Origin of the sequence: Streptomyces sp. SudanB182_2057 (assembly GCF_964272715.1) — a bacterium.
Classification (GTDB): Bacteria; Actinomycetota; Actinomycetes; order Streptomycetales; family Streptomycetaceae; genus Streptomyces; species Streptomyces rubradiris.
In genome coordinates, this window is record NZ_OZ186798.1 from 1,600,313 (window position 1) to 1,615,011 (window position 14,699).

The following is a 14,699-nucleotide window of genomic DNA, read 5'->3' on the forward strand; positions in this document are numbered from 1 at the left end:
CGACCGCGTCTGACCTGGTCGCGGGCGGGACTGTTCCTGTTCTCCGGGCGCCGGTTCGCGAACTAGTCGGGTTGTACGGGTTTGCCCGGCCGTGCCGCCCGCTCCCTCCGGCCGCGCCCCGCGGCTCCCCGAGACGCCTCCGCTACGATCCGCCGCATGGACCCCCAGCTGTCCCATCGCGTCGCCGGCTCCGTCGCCACCGTGGTGATCCGTCATCCCGCCAAGCGCAACGCCATGACGGCGGCGATGTGGCGGGCCCTGCCCCCGCTGCTGGACACCCTGGCGGCCGACCCGGACGTCCGGGCGCTGGTGCTGACCGGCGAGGGCGGCACCTTCTGCGCGGGCGCCGACATCAGCACGCTCCAGGGCTCGCCCGAGGAGGCCCAGGGTCTCGCGGTGGCGGCCGAGGAGGCGCTCGCCGCGTTCCCCAAGCCGACCGTCGCGGCGGTGCGCGGGCACTGTGTGGGCGGCGGGGCGCAGCTGGCGGCGGCCTGCGATCTGCGGCTGGCCGAGGAGGGGGCGCTGTTCGGGGTGACCCCGGCGCGGCTCGGCATCGTCTACCCGGCCTCCGCCACCCGCCGGCTGGTGTCGCTGGTGGGTCCGGCCACCGCCAAGTACCTGCTGTTCACGGCCGAGTTGATCGACGCCGGGCGGGCGCTGCGCACCGGTCTGGTGGACGAGGTGCTGCCCGAGGGCGAGCTGGACAAGCGGACCGCGGAGCTGACCGGGGTCCTGGTGTCCCGCTCGCAGCTCACCCAGGCCGCCGCTAAGGAGTTCGCGGCCGGCCGCACCGACCGGGACGCCCACTGGGCGGCGCGGGCGCGCGAGAGCGGCGAGACCGCGGAGGGGGTCGCCGCGTTCCTGGAGCGCCGGCAGCCGCGCTTCACGTGGACGACGTCCACGGCGTCCGCGCCGGGCTGATGCGGGGTGCGGGCCGGGCCCCGCGGTGTCCAGGCCCAGCGGTGACCGAGCCGGTCACGCTCGCTGACGGCTTTCCCGGGCCGTGGGTTCGCTCTCCCGTGGTTTCCCGGGCCGTTGTGCGGTACCCGGTGCGCGACAGTTCCCCGATGAGAGGAGACCGTGCCGTGTTCCGTGCCCTCGCAGACGTACTGCGACAGATCGGCGGAGCCGTCGCGACGGTGGTCACGCTGCCGTTCCGGGCGCTCGCCAGGCTGTTCGGCGGGGCCTCGTCCACCGCGCGCGGCAGCCGGGCCTGACCGCCCCGGGCCCGGCGCCCCGCCGGGCGCCGCCCTGATCCCCGGTCGCCGGCGTCACCTGCCACAATTGCCGCGCAACCCCAGTGGAGAAGGCGGTACGGGACGTGACCACACCCGGGTCCCTCGGAGCAGGGTCCATCGAAGGCAGGATCGCCGAGGAGCTCGGCGTACGGGAGCGGCAGGTCAAGGCCGCGGTGGAGCTGCTGGACAGCGGCTCGACGGTGCCCTTCATCGCGCGCTACCGCAAGGAAGCGACCGAGATGCTCGACGACGCGCAGCTGCGCACGCTCGAGGAGCGGCTGCGCTATCTGCGGGAGCTGGAGGACCGGCGGACGGCGATCCTGGAGTCGGTGCGGGAGCAGGGCAAGCTCACCGAGGAGTTGGAGGCGCGGATCCGCGGCGCCGAGACCAAGGCGCGGCTGGAGGACGTCTACCTGCCGTACAAGCCCAAGCGGCGCACCAAGGCGCAGATCGCGCGCGAGGCGGGTCTGGAGCCGCTCGCGGACGGGCTGCTGGCCGATCCGACGGTGGACCCGCGGGCCGCGGCCGCCGCGTTCGTGGACACGGACAAGGGCGTGGCCGATCCGCAGGCCGCGCTGGACGGTGCCCGGGCGATCCTGACCGAGCGGTTCGCCGAGGACGCCGACCTCATCGGCGAGTTGCGCGAGCGCATGTGGGTGCGCGGGCGGCTCGCCGCGAAGGTGCGCGAGGGCAAGGAGGAGGCGGGCGCCAAGTTCGCCGACTACTTCGACTTCGCCGAGCCGTTCACCGAGCTGCCCTCGCACCGGATCCTGGCGATGCTGCGCGGGGAGAAGGAGGAGGTCCTGGACCTCGTCCTGGAGCCGGAGGAACCCACCGAGGGGCCGTCGTCGTACGAGGGCGTCATCGCGTCGCGGTTCGGGATCGCCGACCGGGGCCGCCCGGCCGACAAGTGGCTGACGGACACGGTCCGCTGGGCCTGGCGCACCCGCGTCCTGGTGCACCTCGGCATCGATCTGCGGCTGCGGCTGCGCACGGCCGCCGAGGACGAGGCGGTGAACGTGTTCGCGGCGAACCTGCGGGACCTGCTGCTGGCCGCGCCGGCCGGCACCCGCGCCACGCTCGGCCTCGACCCGGGTTTCCGTACGGGCGTGAAGGTCGCCGTGGTCGACGCCACCGGCAAGGTCGTCGCCACGGACGTCATCCACCCGCATGTGCCCGCCAACAAGTGGGACCAGGCGATCGCCACGCTGGCGCGGCTGGCGAAGGAGCACGCGGTCGAGCTGATCGCGATCGGCAACGGCACGGCCTCCCGCGAGACCGACAAGCTCGCCGGTGAACTCATCGCGAAGCACCCGGAGCTGAAGCTCACCAAGGTGATGGTGTCCGAGGCGGGCGCGTCGGTGTACTCGGCGTCGCAGTACGCCTCGCGGGAGCTGCCGGACCTGGACGTGTCGCTGCGCGGCGCGGTGTCCATCGCGCGGCGCCTGCAGGACCCGCTGGCCGAGCTGGTGAAGATCGACCCGAAGTCCATCGGGGTCGGCCAGTACCAGCACGACCTGTCCGAGGTGAAGCTGTCCCGCTCGCTGGACGCGGTCGTCGAGGACTGTGTGAACGGCGTCGGCGTGGACGTCAACACCGCGTCCGTGCCGCTGCTGTCGCGCGTGTCGGGCATCTCCGCCGGGCTGGCCGAGAACATCGTGGCGCACCGGGACGCCAACGGTCCCTTCGCCTCCCGCGCGGAGCTGAAGAAGGTGGCGCGGCTCGGCCCGAAGGCGTACGAGCAGTGCGCGGGCTTCCTGCGCATCCGGGGCGGCACGGACCCGCTGGACGCCTCCAGCGTGCACCCGGAGGCCTACCCGGTGGTGCGCCGCATGGTGAAGACCACGGGCCAGGAGGTGGCGTCCCTCATCGGCAACACGGGGGCGCTGCGCTCGCTCAGGCCGGCCGACTTCGTGGACGACACCTTCGGTCTGCCCACCGTCACCGACATCCTCAAGGAGCTGGAGAAGCCGGGCCGCGACCCGCGTCCCGCCTTCAGGACGGCCACCTTCAAGGAGGGCGTGGAGAAGATCTCCGACCTGTCCGCCGGCATGGTTCTGGAGGGCGTGGTGACGAACGTGGCGGCATTCGGCGCGTTCGTGGACGTCGGTGTCCACCAGGACGGCCTGGTGCATGTGTCGGCGATGTCGAAGACGTTCGTGAAGGACCCGCGCGATGTCGTCAAGCCCGGTGACATCGTCAAGGTGAAGGTCCTGGACGTGGACATCCCGCGCAAGCGGATCGCCCTGACGCTGCGGCTGGACGACGAGGCGGCCCCGCAGGGGCAGGGCGGCGGCCGGCCGCAGCGCGGCGGTGCCCGCCCGCCCCAGCAGCGGCAGGGCGGCGGCGAGGGCCAGGGCCGACGGCAGGACGGCGGCCAGGGCCGGCGGCAGGGCGGTGGCCAGGGGCAGCGGCAGGGCCGGGGCGGTGGCGACCGCGGCGGGCGCCAGGCGCCGGCGCCCGCCAACAGCGCGATGGCGGACGCCCTGCGCCGCGCGGGGCTGCTGGACCAGAAGAAGCGCTGACGCGACGGGGCCGGGGCCGGGCGGTATCTCCGCCCGGCCCCGGATAACCCGTGGACAAAGATCATCTGATCGTCAGACTCGTCCCATGACGGGATCAGATCTGAAAGCCGACCTCCAGGTGTATCTCCAGGACGCGCGCGACGTGCTGCTGTGGAAGCTCGACGGCCTCGCGGAGTACGACATCCGGCGCCCGCTGACGCCCACCGGCACCAATCTGCTGGGCCTGGTCAAGCATCTGGCGGGTGCCGAGGCCCTGTATTTCGGCGCGGTCTTCGGCCGGCCCTTCGCCGGTACGCCCCTGTGGGTGACGGGTGACGCCGAGCCGGACTCGGACCTGTGGGCGCGGGCCGACGAGTCCCGCGAGGAGATCACCGAGCGGTACCGGCGGGCCTGCGCGCACGCGGACGAGACCATCGCGGCGCTCCCCCTGGACGCGGTCGGCCGGCTGCCGGGCGGGGCCGGGGAGATCACGCTGCACCGGACGCTGACCCACATGGTCGCCGAGACCCAGCGGCACGCCGGTCACGCCGACATCGTGCGCGAACTGATCGACGGCGCCGTGGGCCAGCGGCCGGACGGCCCCAACGTCGCGCCCCACGACCCGGAGCACCACGGCCGGGTCGAACGGGCGGCGAAGGAGGCCGCCCCGGGCGGGAGTTAACGCTCCGTCACTTTGCCGTCCGCCACCTCCAGGCGCCGGGTCACCCGGACCGCGTCCAGCATGCGCCGGTCGTGGGTGACCAGCAGCAGGGTGCCCTCGTAGGAGTCGAGGGCCGCCTCCAACTGCTCGATGGCGGGCAGGTCCAGGTGGTTCGTGGGCTCGTCCAGGACCAGCAGGTTGACGCCCCGGCCCTGGAGCAGGGCGAGGGCGGCGCGGGTGCGTTCGCCCGGGGAGAGGGTCTCGGCGGGCCGCAGCACGTGGTCGGACTTCAGGCCGAACTTCGCCAGCAGGGTGCGGACCTCGACCGGCTCGGTGTCGGGCACGGCCGCGCGGAAGGCGTCCAGCAGGGTCTCGGGGCCGTGGAACAGCCGACGGGCCTGGTCGACCTCGCCGACCAGCACACCGGAGCCGAGGGCCGCGTGCCCCGAGTCGAGCGGGATCCGCCCCAGCAGGGCGCCGAGCAGGGTGGACTTGCCCGCGCCGTTGGCGCCCGTCACCGCTATCCGGTCGGCCCAGTCGACCTGGAGCGACACCGGCCCAAAAGTGAAGCCGTCGCGCCGCACCTCGGCGTCCCGCAGGGTCGCCACGACCGCGCCCGAGCGTGGCGCGGAGGCGATCTCCATGTGCAGCTCCCACTCCTTGCGGGGCTCCTCGACCACCTCCAGGCGCTCGATCATGCGCTGGGTCTGCCGGGCCTTGGCGGCCTGCTTCTCGCTGGCCTCGCTGCGGAACTTGCGGCCGATCTTGTCGTTGTCGCCTGCCTTGCGGCGCGCGTTCTTCACGCCCTTGTCCATCCAGGACCGCTGCGTCTGGGCGCGTTCCTGGAGGGCGGCCTTCTTGTCGGCGTACTCCTCGTACTCGTCGCGGGCGTGCCGACGGGCCACCTCGCGCTCCTCCAGGTAGGCCGCGTAGCCGCCGCCGTAGAGGTTGATCTGCCGCTGGGCGAGGTCGAGTTCGAGGACCTTGGTGACCGTGCGGGTGAGGAACTCGCGGTCGTGGCTGACGACGACCGTGCCCGCGCGCAGCCCGGTGACGAACCGTTCCAGGCGCTCCAGTCCGTCCAGGTCGAGGTCGTTGGTGGGCTCGTCCAGGAGGAAGACGTCGTAGCGCGACAGCAGCAGGGAGGCGAGGCCCGCGCGGGCCGCCTGGCCGCCGGACAGGGCCGTCATCGGCTGGTCCAGGTCCACCGCCAGGCCGAGCGAGCCGGCGACCTCCTCCGCGCGGTCGTCCAGGTCCGCGCCGCCGAGGCCGAGCCAGCGCTCCAGGGCGGTGGCGTAGGCGTCGTCGGCGCCGGGCGCGCCGTCGACCAGCGCCTGGGTGGCCTCGTCCATGGCCCGCTGGGCGGCGGCGACACCGGTGCGGCGGGCCAGGAACTCCCGGACGGTCTCGCCGGGCCGGCGCTCCGGCTCCTGCGGCAGGTGGCCGACGGTCGCGGCCGGCGGGGACAGCCTCAGCTCGCCCTGCTCGGGCGGGGTGAGTCCGGCGAGCATCCGCAGCAGGGTGGACTTGCCCGCGCCGTTGGCGCCGACCAGCCCGATCACGTCGCCGGGCGCGACGACCAGGTCGAGCCCGGAGAACAGGGGCCGGTCGCCGTGTCCGGCGGCGAGGTTCTTGGCAACGAGGGTGGCAGTCATCAGGACGCCGATCCTAACGGCGTGCCGCGCCGGCCCCGGCCACCTGCTCGGCCGGTCACCGGGCTCCGGGGTGCGGCCCTCCCCCGGTCTGCCGGGGTGGGCCGTACGGGGCCTATCGTCCTGGCGTGGATTCTGAGCCGAGTGACGAAGTGATCGTGGTCGGGGGCGGGGTCGCCGGGCTGACGACGGCCGTGCTGCTGGCCGAGTCGGGGCGACGGGTACGGGTGTGGGCGCGGGAGCCGGCCGAGCGGACCACCTCGGCGGTCGCCGGCGGCCTGTGGTGGCCGTACCGCATCGAGCCCGAGCCGCTGGTGGGCGCGTGGGCCCTTACGTCCCTGCGCGTGTACCAGGAGCTGGCGGCGCGGCCGGAGGAGACCGGGGTGCGCCTGGTCGAGGGCGTCCACCACGGGGTGCGCCTCGCGGGGCTGGGTGCCTGGGCGGGCCGGGTGCCGGGGCTGCGGGCGGTGGCCGGGGGCCTGGCGGCGCGGCTGCCGGTGGCCGACATGCCGGTGCACCTGGCGTGGCTGCGGCGGCGGCTGGAGCGGGCGGCGGGCACGGTGGAACTCCGCGAGGTGGCCGACCTCGCGGCCGTGCCCGCCGCTGTGGTGGTCAACTGCGCGGGGCTGGGCGCCCGTTCGCTGGCGCCGGACCCTTCGGTGCGTCCGGTGCGCGGGCAGCTGGTCGTGGTGGAGAACCCGGGCGTCACGGAGTGGTTCACCACCGTCGACGACTCCTCGGCCACGTCCACGTACGTCATCCCGCAGCCGGACCGGCTCCTGCTGGGCGGCACGGCCGAGGAGGACGACTGGAACCTGGAGCCGGACCCCCGGACCGCCGCGTCGATCGTCGCCCGCTGCGCGTCGGTCCGGCCCGAGATCGCCGGCGCCCGGATACTCGCCCACCGGGTGGGCCTGCGCCCGGCCCGGACGGCGGTACGCCTGGAACGACAGCTCCTGCCGGACGGACGCGTCCTGGTCCACAACTACGGCCACGGCGGCGCCGGCGTCACGGTGGCATGGGGCTGCGCACGGGAGGCGGCACGGCTGGCGTCTCCGGCGTCTTGAGCCCTCGCTACGGGCAGCGAGCAGGGCACGTTGCCGGGGCGCCCGGGGTGAGCGGCTGGGCGGCTGGGCGTGAACCGGGGTCAGGGTTTCGGCTGAGCGTTGGCGAGACCTGGCGGGTTCGGCTGAACACGACCAGCCACCGCCACCCCCACAACCACCCGCCGCCCAACACGCCTACCAGCCACCCCGCCCGCTCCGGGTTCCCGAACCGTCAGTCGACCGGCATGTGCGGAACGGCTCGCGGTGCCCTCACCCCCTCCAGTACCGTCGGCACCGTCGGCGCGGGAGTCGCCGCCCCGCCGGACGTGGCCCGGGCGAACGCCCCCGCCCCGCCCACCAGCGGCACCTTCGCCGTCGTACGGGAAAGATCCACGGTGAGGGTGGGCCGGGTGGACGGCGGTTCGAGGAGGTCCTTGTCCGTGCCCGCGATGATCAGCGCCAGCCGGTGCCCGGCGGGGACGACGTGGTCGGTGGCGCCCAGCCGGAGGGTCATCGTGTAGGCCCTGCCCGGGGTGAGCGGGACGCCCTTCGTCGCCGAGGCGTGGTGCCCGAGGTCGGCCCAGCCCCGGCTGACCACGGTGTAGCCGACGGCCGCGGCCTTGGCCCGGGTCTCCTTGTAGCAGGCGCTGTCCCCGGCCGTGCTCTCCCCCCAGCAGGTGCGCTCGGCGAGGGTGGTGATGCCCTCGGCGGGGTCGGCGTAGTCGCGGATGGTGTCCGGGCCGATGTCGGCCAGGACGGCGGACAGGTGGGCGGAGGACGTGGTCGGGGTGGCGGTGACCGTCACCTCGGCGGAACCGGCCAGCCGGAGCGCGCGGGAGAGCGGCGCGGTGAGGAAACCCGCCTTCTCGGGCGTGGCCGCGGTGACGTGGGCGGCCCAGTCGGCCTCGCCCAGCCGCGGGTCGTCCGTGAAGACCGCGGTGCCGTGGGCCCGGCGCGGGCCGAGCGTGCCGGCGCCCGCCTGCGGGCCCGGGGCCGGGTGCAGCACGGTGGCGCGGGTGCCGGCCGGGGGCCAGACGGGGCTGGTGACCCACTGGTCGGGATGGCGCTCGATGTCGGCCATCGGCTCGCGGTCGATGCCGTTGTCGTAGCCGAGGAGTTCGTGGTCGAACCAGCGGTGCAGGGTGTCCACCCAGGCGCCGCGCCGGAAGTCGAACGGGTCGACGTGCCCGGTCTGGGACAGCCAGATCTTGCGCCGGACGCCGTGCCGGGCGAGGGCGTCCCACCACGGGCCGAGGTGCTGGGTGCGGACGTTGAGGTCCTGCATGCCGTGCACCGCGAAGACGCTGGCCCGGACCTCGGCCGCGTCCTTGACGTAGTCCCGCTCCGTCCACAGCGGGCTCCAGTCGCCGCCTCGCGGGCTGCCCTCGGCCAGCTCGCGCTGTACGGCCGCGCAGTGGGCGCGCGCGCCGGCGCTCTCGACGCGGTCGGCGAGTCGGTCGGGGCCGCCGTCGTAGAGGGGCGCTCCCTGGGCGAAGTAGTAGTCGTACCAGGAAGAGATGGCGCTGATCGGGACGATGGTCTTCAGGCCCTCGACACCGGTGGCGGCGACGCCGTTGGCGATGGTGCCGTCCCAGCTCTTGCCGATCATGCCGGTGCGGCCGTTCGTCCAGCCGGCCCGCACCGGGGTGCCGCCGGTGCGGCTGGTGTAGGCCCTGGCGCGGCCGTTCAGCCAGTCGATCACGGCCTTCGCGGACCCGATGTCGGAGGGGCCGCCGATGTCCACGCAGCCGTCGGAGCGGTTGGTGCCGGCGAGGTCGACGCCGACGAAGGCATAGCCGCGCGGCACGAAGAAATTGTCGTAGAACAGCGGCATCTGGACGACGCGGCCCTGGGCGTCGTACGTCTTGAGCTGGCTCTCGTTGCCTCGCCCGCAGCAGGAGTAGTACGGGCTCGCGTCCATGATGACCGGCACCCTGCGGCCCTGCCGGGCGGGTTCGGCGGGCCGGACGATGTCGGCGGCGACGCGGTCGTGCTTCCCGTCGCCGTCCAGGTCGAGCCCGGTGTCGACCCATACGGACTCGCGGATCGCCTGGGCGTAGGAGTAGACGGGGGTGCTCTCCCGGGGCGCGGGCCGGGCGCCGGCCGGGGTGGGCAGGAGGGCCGTCAGGGTGACGACGGCGGCGGTGACGAGCGTTCTGCGGATCACGGAGCGCGTGCGTGTCGGCATGCGCGGACGGTACTCCGGTCAACTCCCCTGAAAAAGAGGACTCTCCGGGCCACATGACGGCCGAATGGCGATCATGTGACAGCAGGTGCCATGGACAGGTCAGGAGACGCGGGTAATGAATAGGGTGCGGAACAGAGCCTTTCCGAACGGACCCGTGGTCCTGATGACTTGGAGCTGACGTGCACCGCAGAATCATCGCGCCGGGCGCATTGGCGGCGGCCTCCGTCCTGCTGGCGATCCCGGCATCGGCCGCGAGCTACACCCCCGGAGCGCAGGGTATCGGCGACCCCTACTACCCGTACTACGGCAATGGCGGCTACGACGTCTCGCACTACGACCTGAGGCTGCAATACCAGCCGAAGACGGACGAGTTGCAGGGCACGGCGACGATCGTGGCGAAGACCACCCAGGATCTGTCCCGCTTCGACCTGGACTTCCTGCTGGACGTGAGCGAGGTGCGGGTCAACGGCGCCAAGGCCGCCTTCACCACCTCCGGTGAGCACGAGCTGGTCGTCACCCCGAAGACCCCGCTGCCCAAGGGCACCCCGCTCACGGTCGTGGTCCGCTACAGCGGGGTGCCGTCGGCCAAGAGCGCCTACGGCTTCACCTCCTGGCACCGCACCCCGGACGGCGGGGTGGCCGCCAACGAGCCCGAGGCCGCCTGGTGGTGGTTCCCGAGCAACGACCACCCGACCGACAAGGCCACCTACGACGTGTCGGTGTCCGTCCCGGACGGCACCCAGGCCATCTCCAACGGCACGCTCCAGTCGACCAGTTCGAAGCTGGGCTGGACCCGCTACACCTGGCGGCAGAACAAGCCGCAGGCCACCTATCTGGCCACGCTCGCGCTGGGCAGGTTCGACATCACCACCAGCACCTCCGACGGCGGGGTGCCCGTCGTCAACGCCTACAGCAAGGACCTCGGCGACAACGCGGGCGCCGCGCGGGCCGGCGTGGAGCGCACCGGCGAGATCGTGGACTGGCTGAGCGGCTACTTCGGGCCGTATCCGTTCTCCTCGGCCGGCGGGTACGTGCCGAACACCACCACCTCGTACGCGCTGGAAACACAGACCCGCGTCTACTACAGCCCGCGGCAGTTCGCGAACGGCGCCAACACCTCCCTGGTCGTGCACGAGCTGGCCCACCAGTGGTACGGCGACTACGTGTCGGTCAAGGGCTGGAAGGACATCTGGGTCAACGAGGGCTTCGCCCGCTACGCGCAGTGGCTGTGGTCCGAGCACGAGGGCGAGGGCACCGCGCAGGAGCTGGCCGACTACGTGTACGCCTCGCACCCGGCCGACGACCCGTTCTGGACGATCGCGCCGGGCGACCCCGGCCCGGACAACCAGTTCTCCGGCGCCGTCTACGACCGGGGCGCCCTCGCCATCCAGGCGCTGCGCAACGAGATCGGCGACGACGCGTTCTTCGCCGTCCTGAAGGGCTGGCCGAAGGAGCACGCCTACGGCAACGCCTCGGTGGCCGACTTCCAGCGGTACGCCGAGCGGGTGTCCGGCAAGCCGCTGGCCGGGCTGTTCGACACCTGGCTGTTCCAGCCGGAGAAGCCGGCCGCGCCGTCGGCCCGCGCCCTGGTGAAGACGACCGCGGCGGTGGCGCAGCCGAAGTCGTGGAAGAAGATCGAGGCGACGAACACGGCGCACCAGCACTGAGCCGGCCGCTGAGCCGCGGTGCCGCTGTGCCTCAGTGGGTCGGGGCGGCCGCCCGCCGCAGCAGTTCCTCCCGGTCGATCGCGTCCGCGCGGTCGGCCGGGACGGTGCAGGCGTGGGCGCCCGCGATCGCGCCGTACCGGGCGCAGCGCTCGGGCGGCTCGCCGGCGAGCCGCCCGTAGAGGAACGCGGCGGCGAAGGCGTCACCCGCGCCGTTGGAGTCCACCACCGGCGCGGGCGGCCGCGCCGCCGGTATCCGGGTCAGCGCGCCGTCGGCGAGGAGATACGCGCCCTCGGCCCCGGCGGTGGCGACGACGGTCCGCGCGCGGCCGCGCTCGGCGATGCGCCGCATGGTCCGCTCGGGGTCGGCGAGGGCGGCGGCCGACAGGAAGACGATGTCGGCCGCGTGGGCGAACGCCTCGTGGTAGGGGTTCTCGCCGTCCCAGTCGTGCAGGTCCGTGGAGAGCGGCACGCCGGTCTCCCGGAGCACGGGCAGGGCGTGGGCGCCGGGCTGGGTGATGGTCACGTGCACATGCCGGCTCGCGGCGGCCAGCGCCCGCAGGGCGGCCTCGGGGAAGCGGTCGCCGGGGTGGGCGCGGGTGGTGTCGTACAGCGACAGGCGGCGGCCGTCCGGGCCGACCAGGTTGACCGCCCGCTTGGTCCCGGCCGGCTGCGGCAGCGCGGTGAGGGTGATGCCGTGCTCGGAGTGCAGGGCGCGGACGAGGTCCCCCTCGGGGTCGTCGCCGAGGAAGTCGAGGTGGTGGGTGCGCAGGCCCAGCGCGGCCAGCCCGAGGGCGACGAAGTCGCCGGTCTGCCCGGCGCGGGTGCGGATGCCCGAGTCGATCATGTAGCTGTCGGCGTACGGCAGGGGCAGCTCGGGGACCCGGACGATCGTGTCCACCCCGGCCCCGCCCAACACCAGTACATCGGCCGCGCGCCCGGCTGCGGTCATGCCCCGCCCTCCCCGTGGTCGTACACCGTCACGATCACCCTGACGCCCTCGCCCGACGGCACGGTGGCGTCACCCCGGAGACACGTGTTCTCCGGCATGACGCCACCGTAGACGCTGCCACCGACAGTGGCGCCGGGCCGCTACTTCGACGGCTCCGACGCGGCGTGGGCGGCGTCCTTGGCCGCCTGACGGCGGATGCCGAACCAGCCGACGACCAGCATGACGGCGATCACGGGGATCAGCAGCAGGGTCTTGCGGCCGACCTCCTCGTCGTTCCACATCATGCCGAGGCAGACGAGCAGGAAGACGACGGTGGCGATCTCGGTGACCGGGCTGAACTTCAGCTGGAAGTGCGGCCGGGTGACCAGGCCGGCGCGGGCGCGGCGGACGAAGATCGCGTGGCAGATCATGATGATCACCCAGGTGCTGATGATGCCGAGCGAGGCGACGTTCAGCACGATCTCGAACGCCTTGCTGGGCACCAGGTAGTTCAGGACGACACCGAGCACACAGACCGCGCAGGTCAGCAGGATGCCGCCGTAGGGCACCTGGCTGCGGCTCATCACGCGGGTGAACTTCGGCGCCGACCCGGCCATGGCCATCGAGCGCAGGATGCGGCCGGTGGAGTACAGGCCGGAGTTCAGCGAGGACATGGCCGCGGTCAGCACGACCAGGTTCATCACGTCACCGGCCGCCGGGACGCCGATCTTGGACAGCACGGTCACGAAGGGGCTCTGGTCGGCGGAGTACACCGAACCGGGCAGCAGCAGGGCGAGCAGTACGACGGAGCCGACGTAGAACAGGCCCACCCGCCACATGATCGAGTTCACCGCGCGCGGGACGACCTTCTCCGGCTCGGCGGTCTCGCCGGCGGCCACGCCGACCAGCTCCAGCGCGGCGTAGGCGAAGATCACGCCCTGCATGACCAGGACGACCGGCATCACGCCGTGCGGGAAGACACCGCCGTGGTCGGTGATGACGCTCAGGCCCGGCTTGCTGCCGCCGACGTCGTGCTGGGTGGCCAGCAGGAAGATGCCGATCAGCATGAAGCCCACGAGGGTGGCGACCTTGATGATCGCGAACCAGAACTCCATCTCGCCGAAGATCTTCACCGAGATCAGGTTCACGGTGAGGACGACGGCGAGGGCGATCAGCGCCAGCACCCACTGGGGGATGGAGGTGAACATGCTCCAGTAGTGCGTGTACAGCGCGATCGCGGTGATGTCCGCGATGCCGGTGGTCGACCAGTTCAGGAAGTACATCCAGCCGGCGACGTAGGCGCCCTTCTCGCCGAGGAACTCGCGCGCGTACGACACGAAGGACCCGGAGGACGGGCGGTAGAGGACCAGCTCGCCGAGGGCCCGCACGACGAAGAACGCGAAGACACCGCAGACCAGGTAGGCCAGGGCGAGCGCCGGACCGGCGTTGTGCAGGCGGCCGCCGGCGCCCAGGAACAGGCCGGTGCCGATGGCGCCGCCGATGGCGATCATGTTGACGTGGCGGGCCTTGAGGTCCTTGCTGTATCCGGCGTCGCCCGCGTCCGCGGGCGCTGCGGCCACCTGGGGGTGGGGGGTGGCCTGTGCCGATTCCACGGCTTCCTTGCTCACGGGTGGTTTCACTTCCTGGTGCGCCCGGACCTCGTGGATCCGGGGGTCGTGCAGGTCTTGGCCCGCACCACCCTTTGTCGCGGCACAGACCAAGGCAGCAGCTTCCCAGACGCACCGGCCTTTAAGCGGTGTTCCAGGTCACAGAGCGGTACTTCTCACACCGCGCACACGGGGTCCTCGCGGGTTTCACACCAATGGTGAGACAGCGATACTGCTGTACATGACGACCGACACCGGGGAGCCCATCCTGACGATCGACGAGCTGGCCGCGCGGGCGGGCGTCACGGTCCGCACGGTCCGCTTCTACGGCACCAAGGGGCTGCTGCCGCCGCCGGTGATCGGTCCGCGCCGGGTGGGCCACTACGGCCGTGAGCACCTGGCCCGGCTGACGCTGATCGAGGAGATGCAGCACCAGGGCATGACCCTGGCCGCGATCGAGCGGCACCTGCGGCAGCTGCCGGCCGGCCTCGGCCCGCACGATCTGGCGATCCACCGGGCGGTGGTCGCCTCCTGGGCGCCGGACACCGTCGAGACCGTGTCCCGCCCGGAGCTGGAGCGGCGGGCGGGGCGGCGGCTGACCGGGGAGGACCTGGACCGGCTGGCCGCGATGAACGTGGTGACGCCGGACACGGAGCGGGACGGGGAGCGGGACGAGGAGTCCTTCCGCGTGGACTGCGGTCTGCTGCGGCTCGCGGTGCAGCTGCTGGACGTACCGCTGGCGCAGGAGACGATCCTGGCCGCGCGGACCGTGCTGACCGGCCACGCGCGGGCGGCGGCGCACGAGCTGTCGGACCTGCTGCGCGAGGCGGTGGCCGAACGCGACACGCGGGACGTGAAGTCCCTGTCGGCCCATATGCACCCCCTCGTGGTCCAGGCGCTGCTCACCACGTTCCAGCGGTCGCTGCGGGAGGAACTGCGCCAGTGGCTGGACGGAGCGGCCGGCCCGGAGGGGGCGGTGGGGGCGGACGGCCCCGGACGAGCCGGGGACGCGGACGGCCCTGAACGTTCTGGGGACGGCCCTGACCGCACCGCGAACGCGGACGGCACCGCATGAGCGGCGGCCCCGGACGGCCCTGACGAAGCGGACGGCCGGAGAGCCGGAGGGCGCGCGGACACTCGGACGGCCCTGACGAAGCGGACGGCGCGGACAGCGGACGGCGCGGCGCGCCCCGGGCGCTGAGTCCCGG

At 73.1% G+C, this 14,699-nt stretch carries 11 protein-coding genes; 7 read left to right on the top strand and 4 right to left on the bottom strand.

Annotation, left to right across the window (positions count from 1 at the left end; translation table 11 throughout):
• Positions 1 to 156 precede the first annotated feature (156 nt).
• The 4 genes from ACSURM_RS06675 (at position 157) to ACSURM_RS06690 (ending at position 4,424) form a co-directional block, all read left to right on the top strand.
• Positions 157 to 921: an enoyl-CoA hydratase/isomerase family protein gene (locus tag ACSURM_RS06675; RefSeq protein ID WP_436954018.1), complete on the top strand. Its 765-nt coding sequence runs from the start codon at positions 157 to 159 to the stop codon at positions 919 to 921.
• Between the two features lie 164 nt (positions 922 to 1,085).
• On the top strand, positions 1,086 to 1,217 hold the full coding sequence (locus tag ACSURM_RS06680) for an LPFR motif small protein (protein WP_268253357.1): 132 nt from the start codon (positions 1,086 to 1,088) through the stop codon (positions 1,215 to 1,217).
• A 104-nt stretch (positions 1,218 to 1,321) separates the two neighbouring features.
• Positions 1,322 to 3,763, top strand: coding sequence for a Tex family protein (locus ACSURM_RS06685; RefSeq protein WP_436954020.1), 2,442 nt, complete (start codon positions 1,322 to 1,324; stop codon positions 3,761 to 3,763).
• 85 nt (positions 3,764 to 3,848) lie between these two features.
• Positions 3,849 to 4,424: a DinB family protein gene (locus ACSURM_RS06690; protein ID WP_436954021.1), complete on the top strand. Its 576-nt coding sequence runs from the start codon at positions 3,849 to 3,851 to the stop codon at positions 4,422 to 4,424.
• On the opposite strand, the gene ACSURM_RS06695 is transcribed toward ACSURM_RS06690, so the two are convergent.
• On the bottom strand, positions 4,421 to 6,058 hold the full coding sequence (locus ACSURM_RS06695; protein ID WP_436954022.1) for an ABC-F family ATP-binding cassette domain-containing protein: 1,638 nt from the start codon (positions 6,056 to 6,058) through the stop codon (positions 4,421 to 4,423). The genes ACSURM_RS06690 and ACSURM_RS06695 overlap by 4 nt on opposite strands.
• Before the next feature lie 149 nt (positions 6,059 to 6,207).
• On the opposite strand from ACSURM_RS06695, the gene ACSURM_RS06700 reads away from it, so the two are divergent.
• A complete protein-coding gene (locus ACSURM_RS06700; RefSeq protein WP_436960966.1) occupies positions 6,208 to 7,122 on the top strand; it encodes an FAD-dependent oxidoreductase in 915 nt (304 codons plus the stop codon).
• Positions 7,123 to 7,333: 211 nt separating this feature from the next.
• On the opposite strand, the gene ACSURM_RS06705 is transcribed toward ACSURM_RS06700, so the two are convergent.
• Positions 7,334 to 9,289, bottom strand: a complete 1,956-nt coding sequence (locus ACSURM_RS06705; RefSeq protein WP_436954023.1) for a Xaa-Pro dipeptidyl-peptidase — start codon at positions 9,287 to 9,289, stop codon at positions 7,334 to 7,336.
• Between the two features lie 179 nt (positions 9,290 to 9,468).
• On the opposite strand from ACSURM_RS06705, the gene ACSURM_RS06710 reads away from it, so the two are divergent.
• Entirely contained in the window at positions 9,469 to 10,956 is a 1,488-nt protein-coding gene (locus tag ACSURM_RS06710) for a M1 family metallopeptidase (protein WP_436954024.1), read from the top strand.
• A gap of 31 nt (positions 10,957 to 10,987) precedes the next feature.
• Here ACSURM_RS06710 and ACSURM_RS06715 read toward each other — a convergent pair whose 3' ends face one another.
• Both ACSURM_RS06715 and ACSURM_RS06720 read right to left on the bottom strand, forming a co-directional pair.
• A complete protein-coding gene (locus tag ACSURM_RS06715) occupies positions 10,988 to 11,905 on the bottom strand; it encodes an adenosine kinase (protein ID WP_436954025.1) in 918 nt (305 codons plus the stop codon).
• A gap of 140 nt (positions 11,906 to 12,045) precedes the next feature.
• A complete protein-coding gene (locus ACSURM_RS06720; protein ID WP_436954027.1) occupies positions 12,046 to 13,512 on the bottom strand; it encodes an amino acid permease in 1,467 nt (488 codons plus the stop codon).
• 220 nt (positions 13,513 to 13,732) lie between these two features.
• Here ACSURM_RS06720 and ACSURM_RS06725 point away from each other — a divergent pair, with 220 nt between their 5' ends.
• Complete coding sequence (locus tag ACSURM_RS06725; protein WP_436954028.1) at positions 13,733 to 14,566, top strand: MerR family transcriptional regulator; 834 nt, start codon at positions 13,733 to 13,735, stop codon at positions 14,564 to 14,566.
• Positions 14,567 to 14,699: the final 133 nt, after the last annotated feature.

What these genes read in the sequence shown, in the direction of transcription:
- ACSURM_RS06675 (WP_436954018.1), top strand. Translation starts at nt 157, where the DNA reads ATGGACCCCCAGCTGTCCCATCGCGTCGCCGGCTCCGTCGCCACCGTG.
- ACSURM_RS06690 (WP_436954021.1), top strand. Translation starts at nt 3,849, where the DNA reads ATGACGGGATCAGATCTGAAAGCCGACCTCCAGGTGTATCTCCAGGAC.
- ACSURM_RS06695 (WP_436954022.1), bottom strand. Translation starts at nt 6,058, where the DNA reads ATGACTGCCACCCTCGTTGCCAAGAACCTCGCCGCCGGACACGGCGAC.
- ACSURM_RS06705 (WP_436954023.1), bottom strand. Translation starts at nt 9,289, where the DNA reads ATGCCGACACGCACGCGCTCCGTGATCCGCAGAACGCTCGTCACCGCC.
- ACSURM_RS06715 (WP_436954025.1), bottom strand. Translation starts at nt 11,905, where the DNA reads ATGACCGCAGCCGGGCGCGCGGCCGATGTACTGGTGTTGGGCGGGGCC.
- ACSURM_RS06725 (WP_436954028.1), top strand. Translation starts at nt 13,733, where the DNA reads ATGACGACCGACACCGGGGAGCCCATCCTGACGATCGACGAGCTGGCC.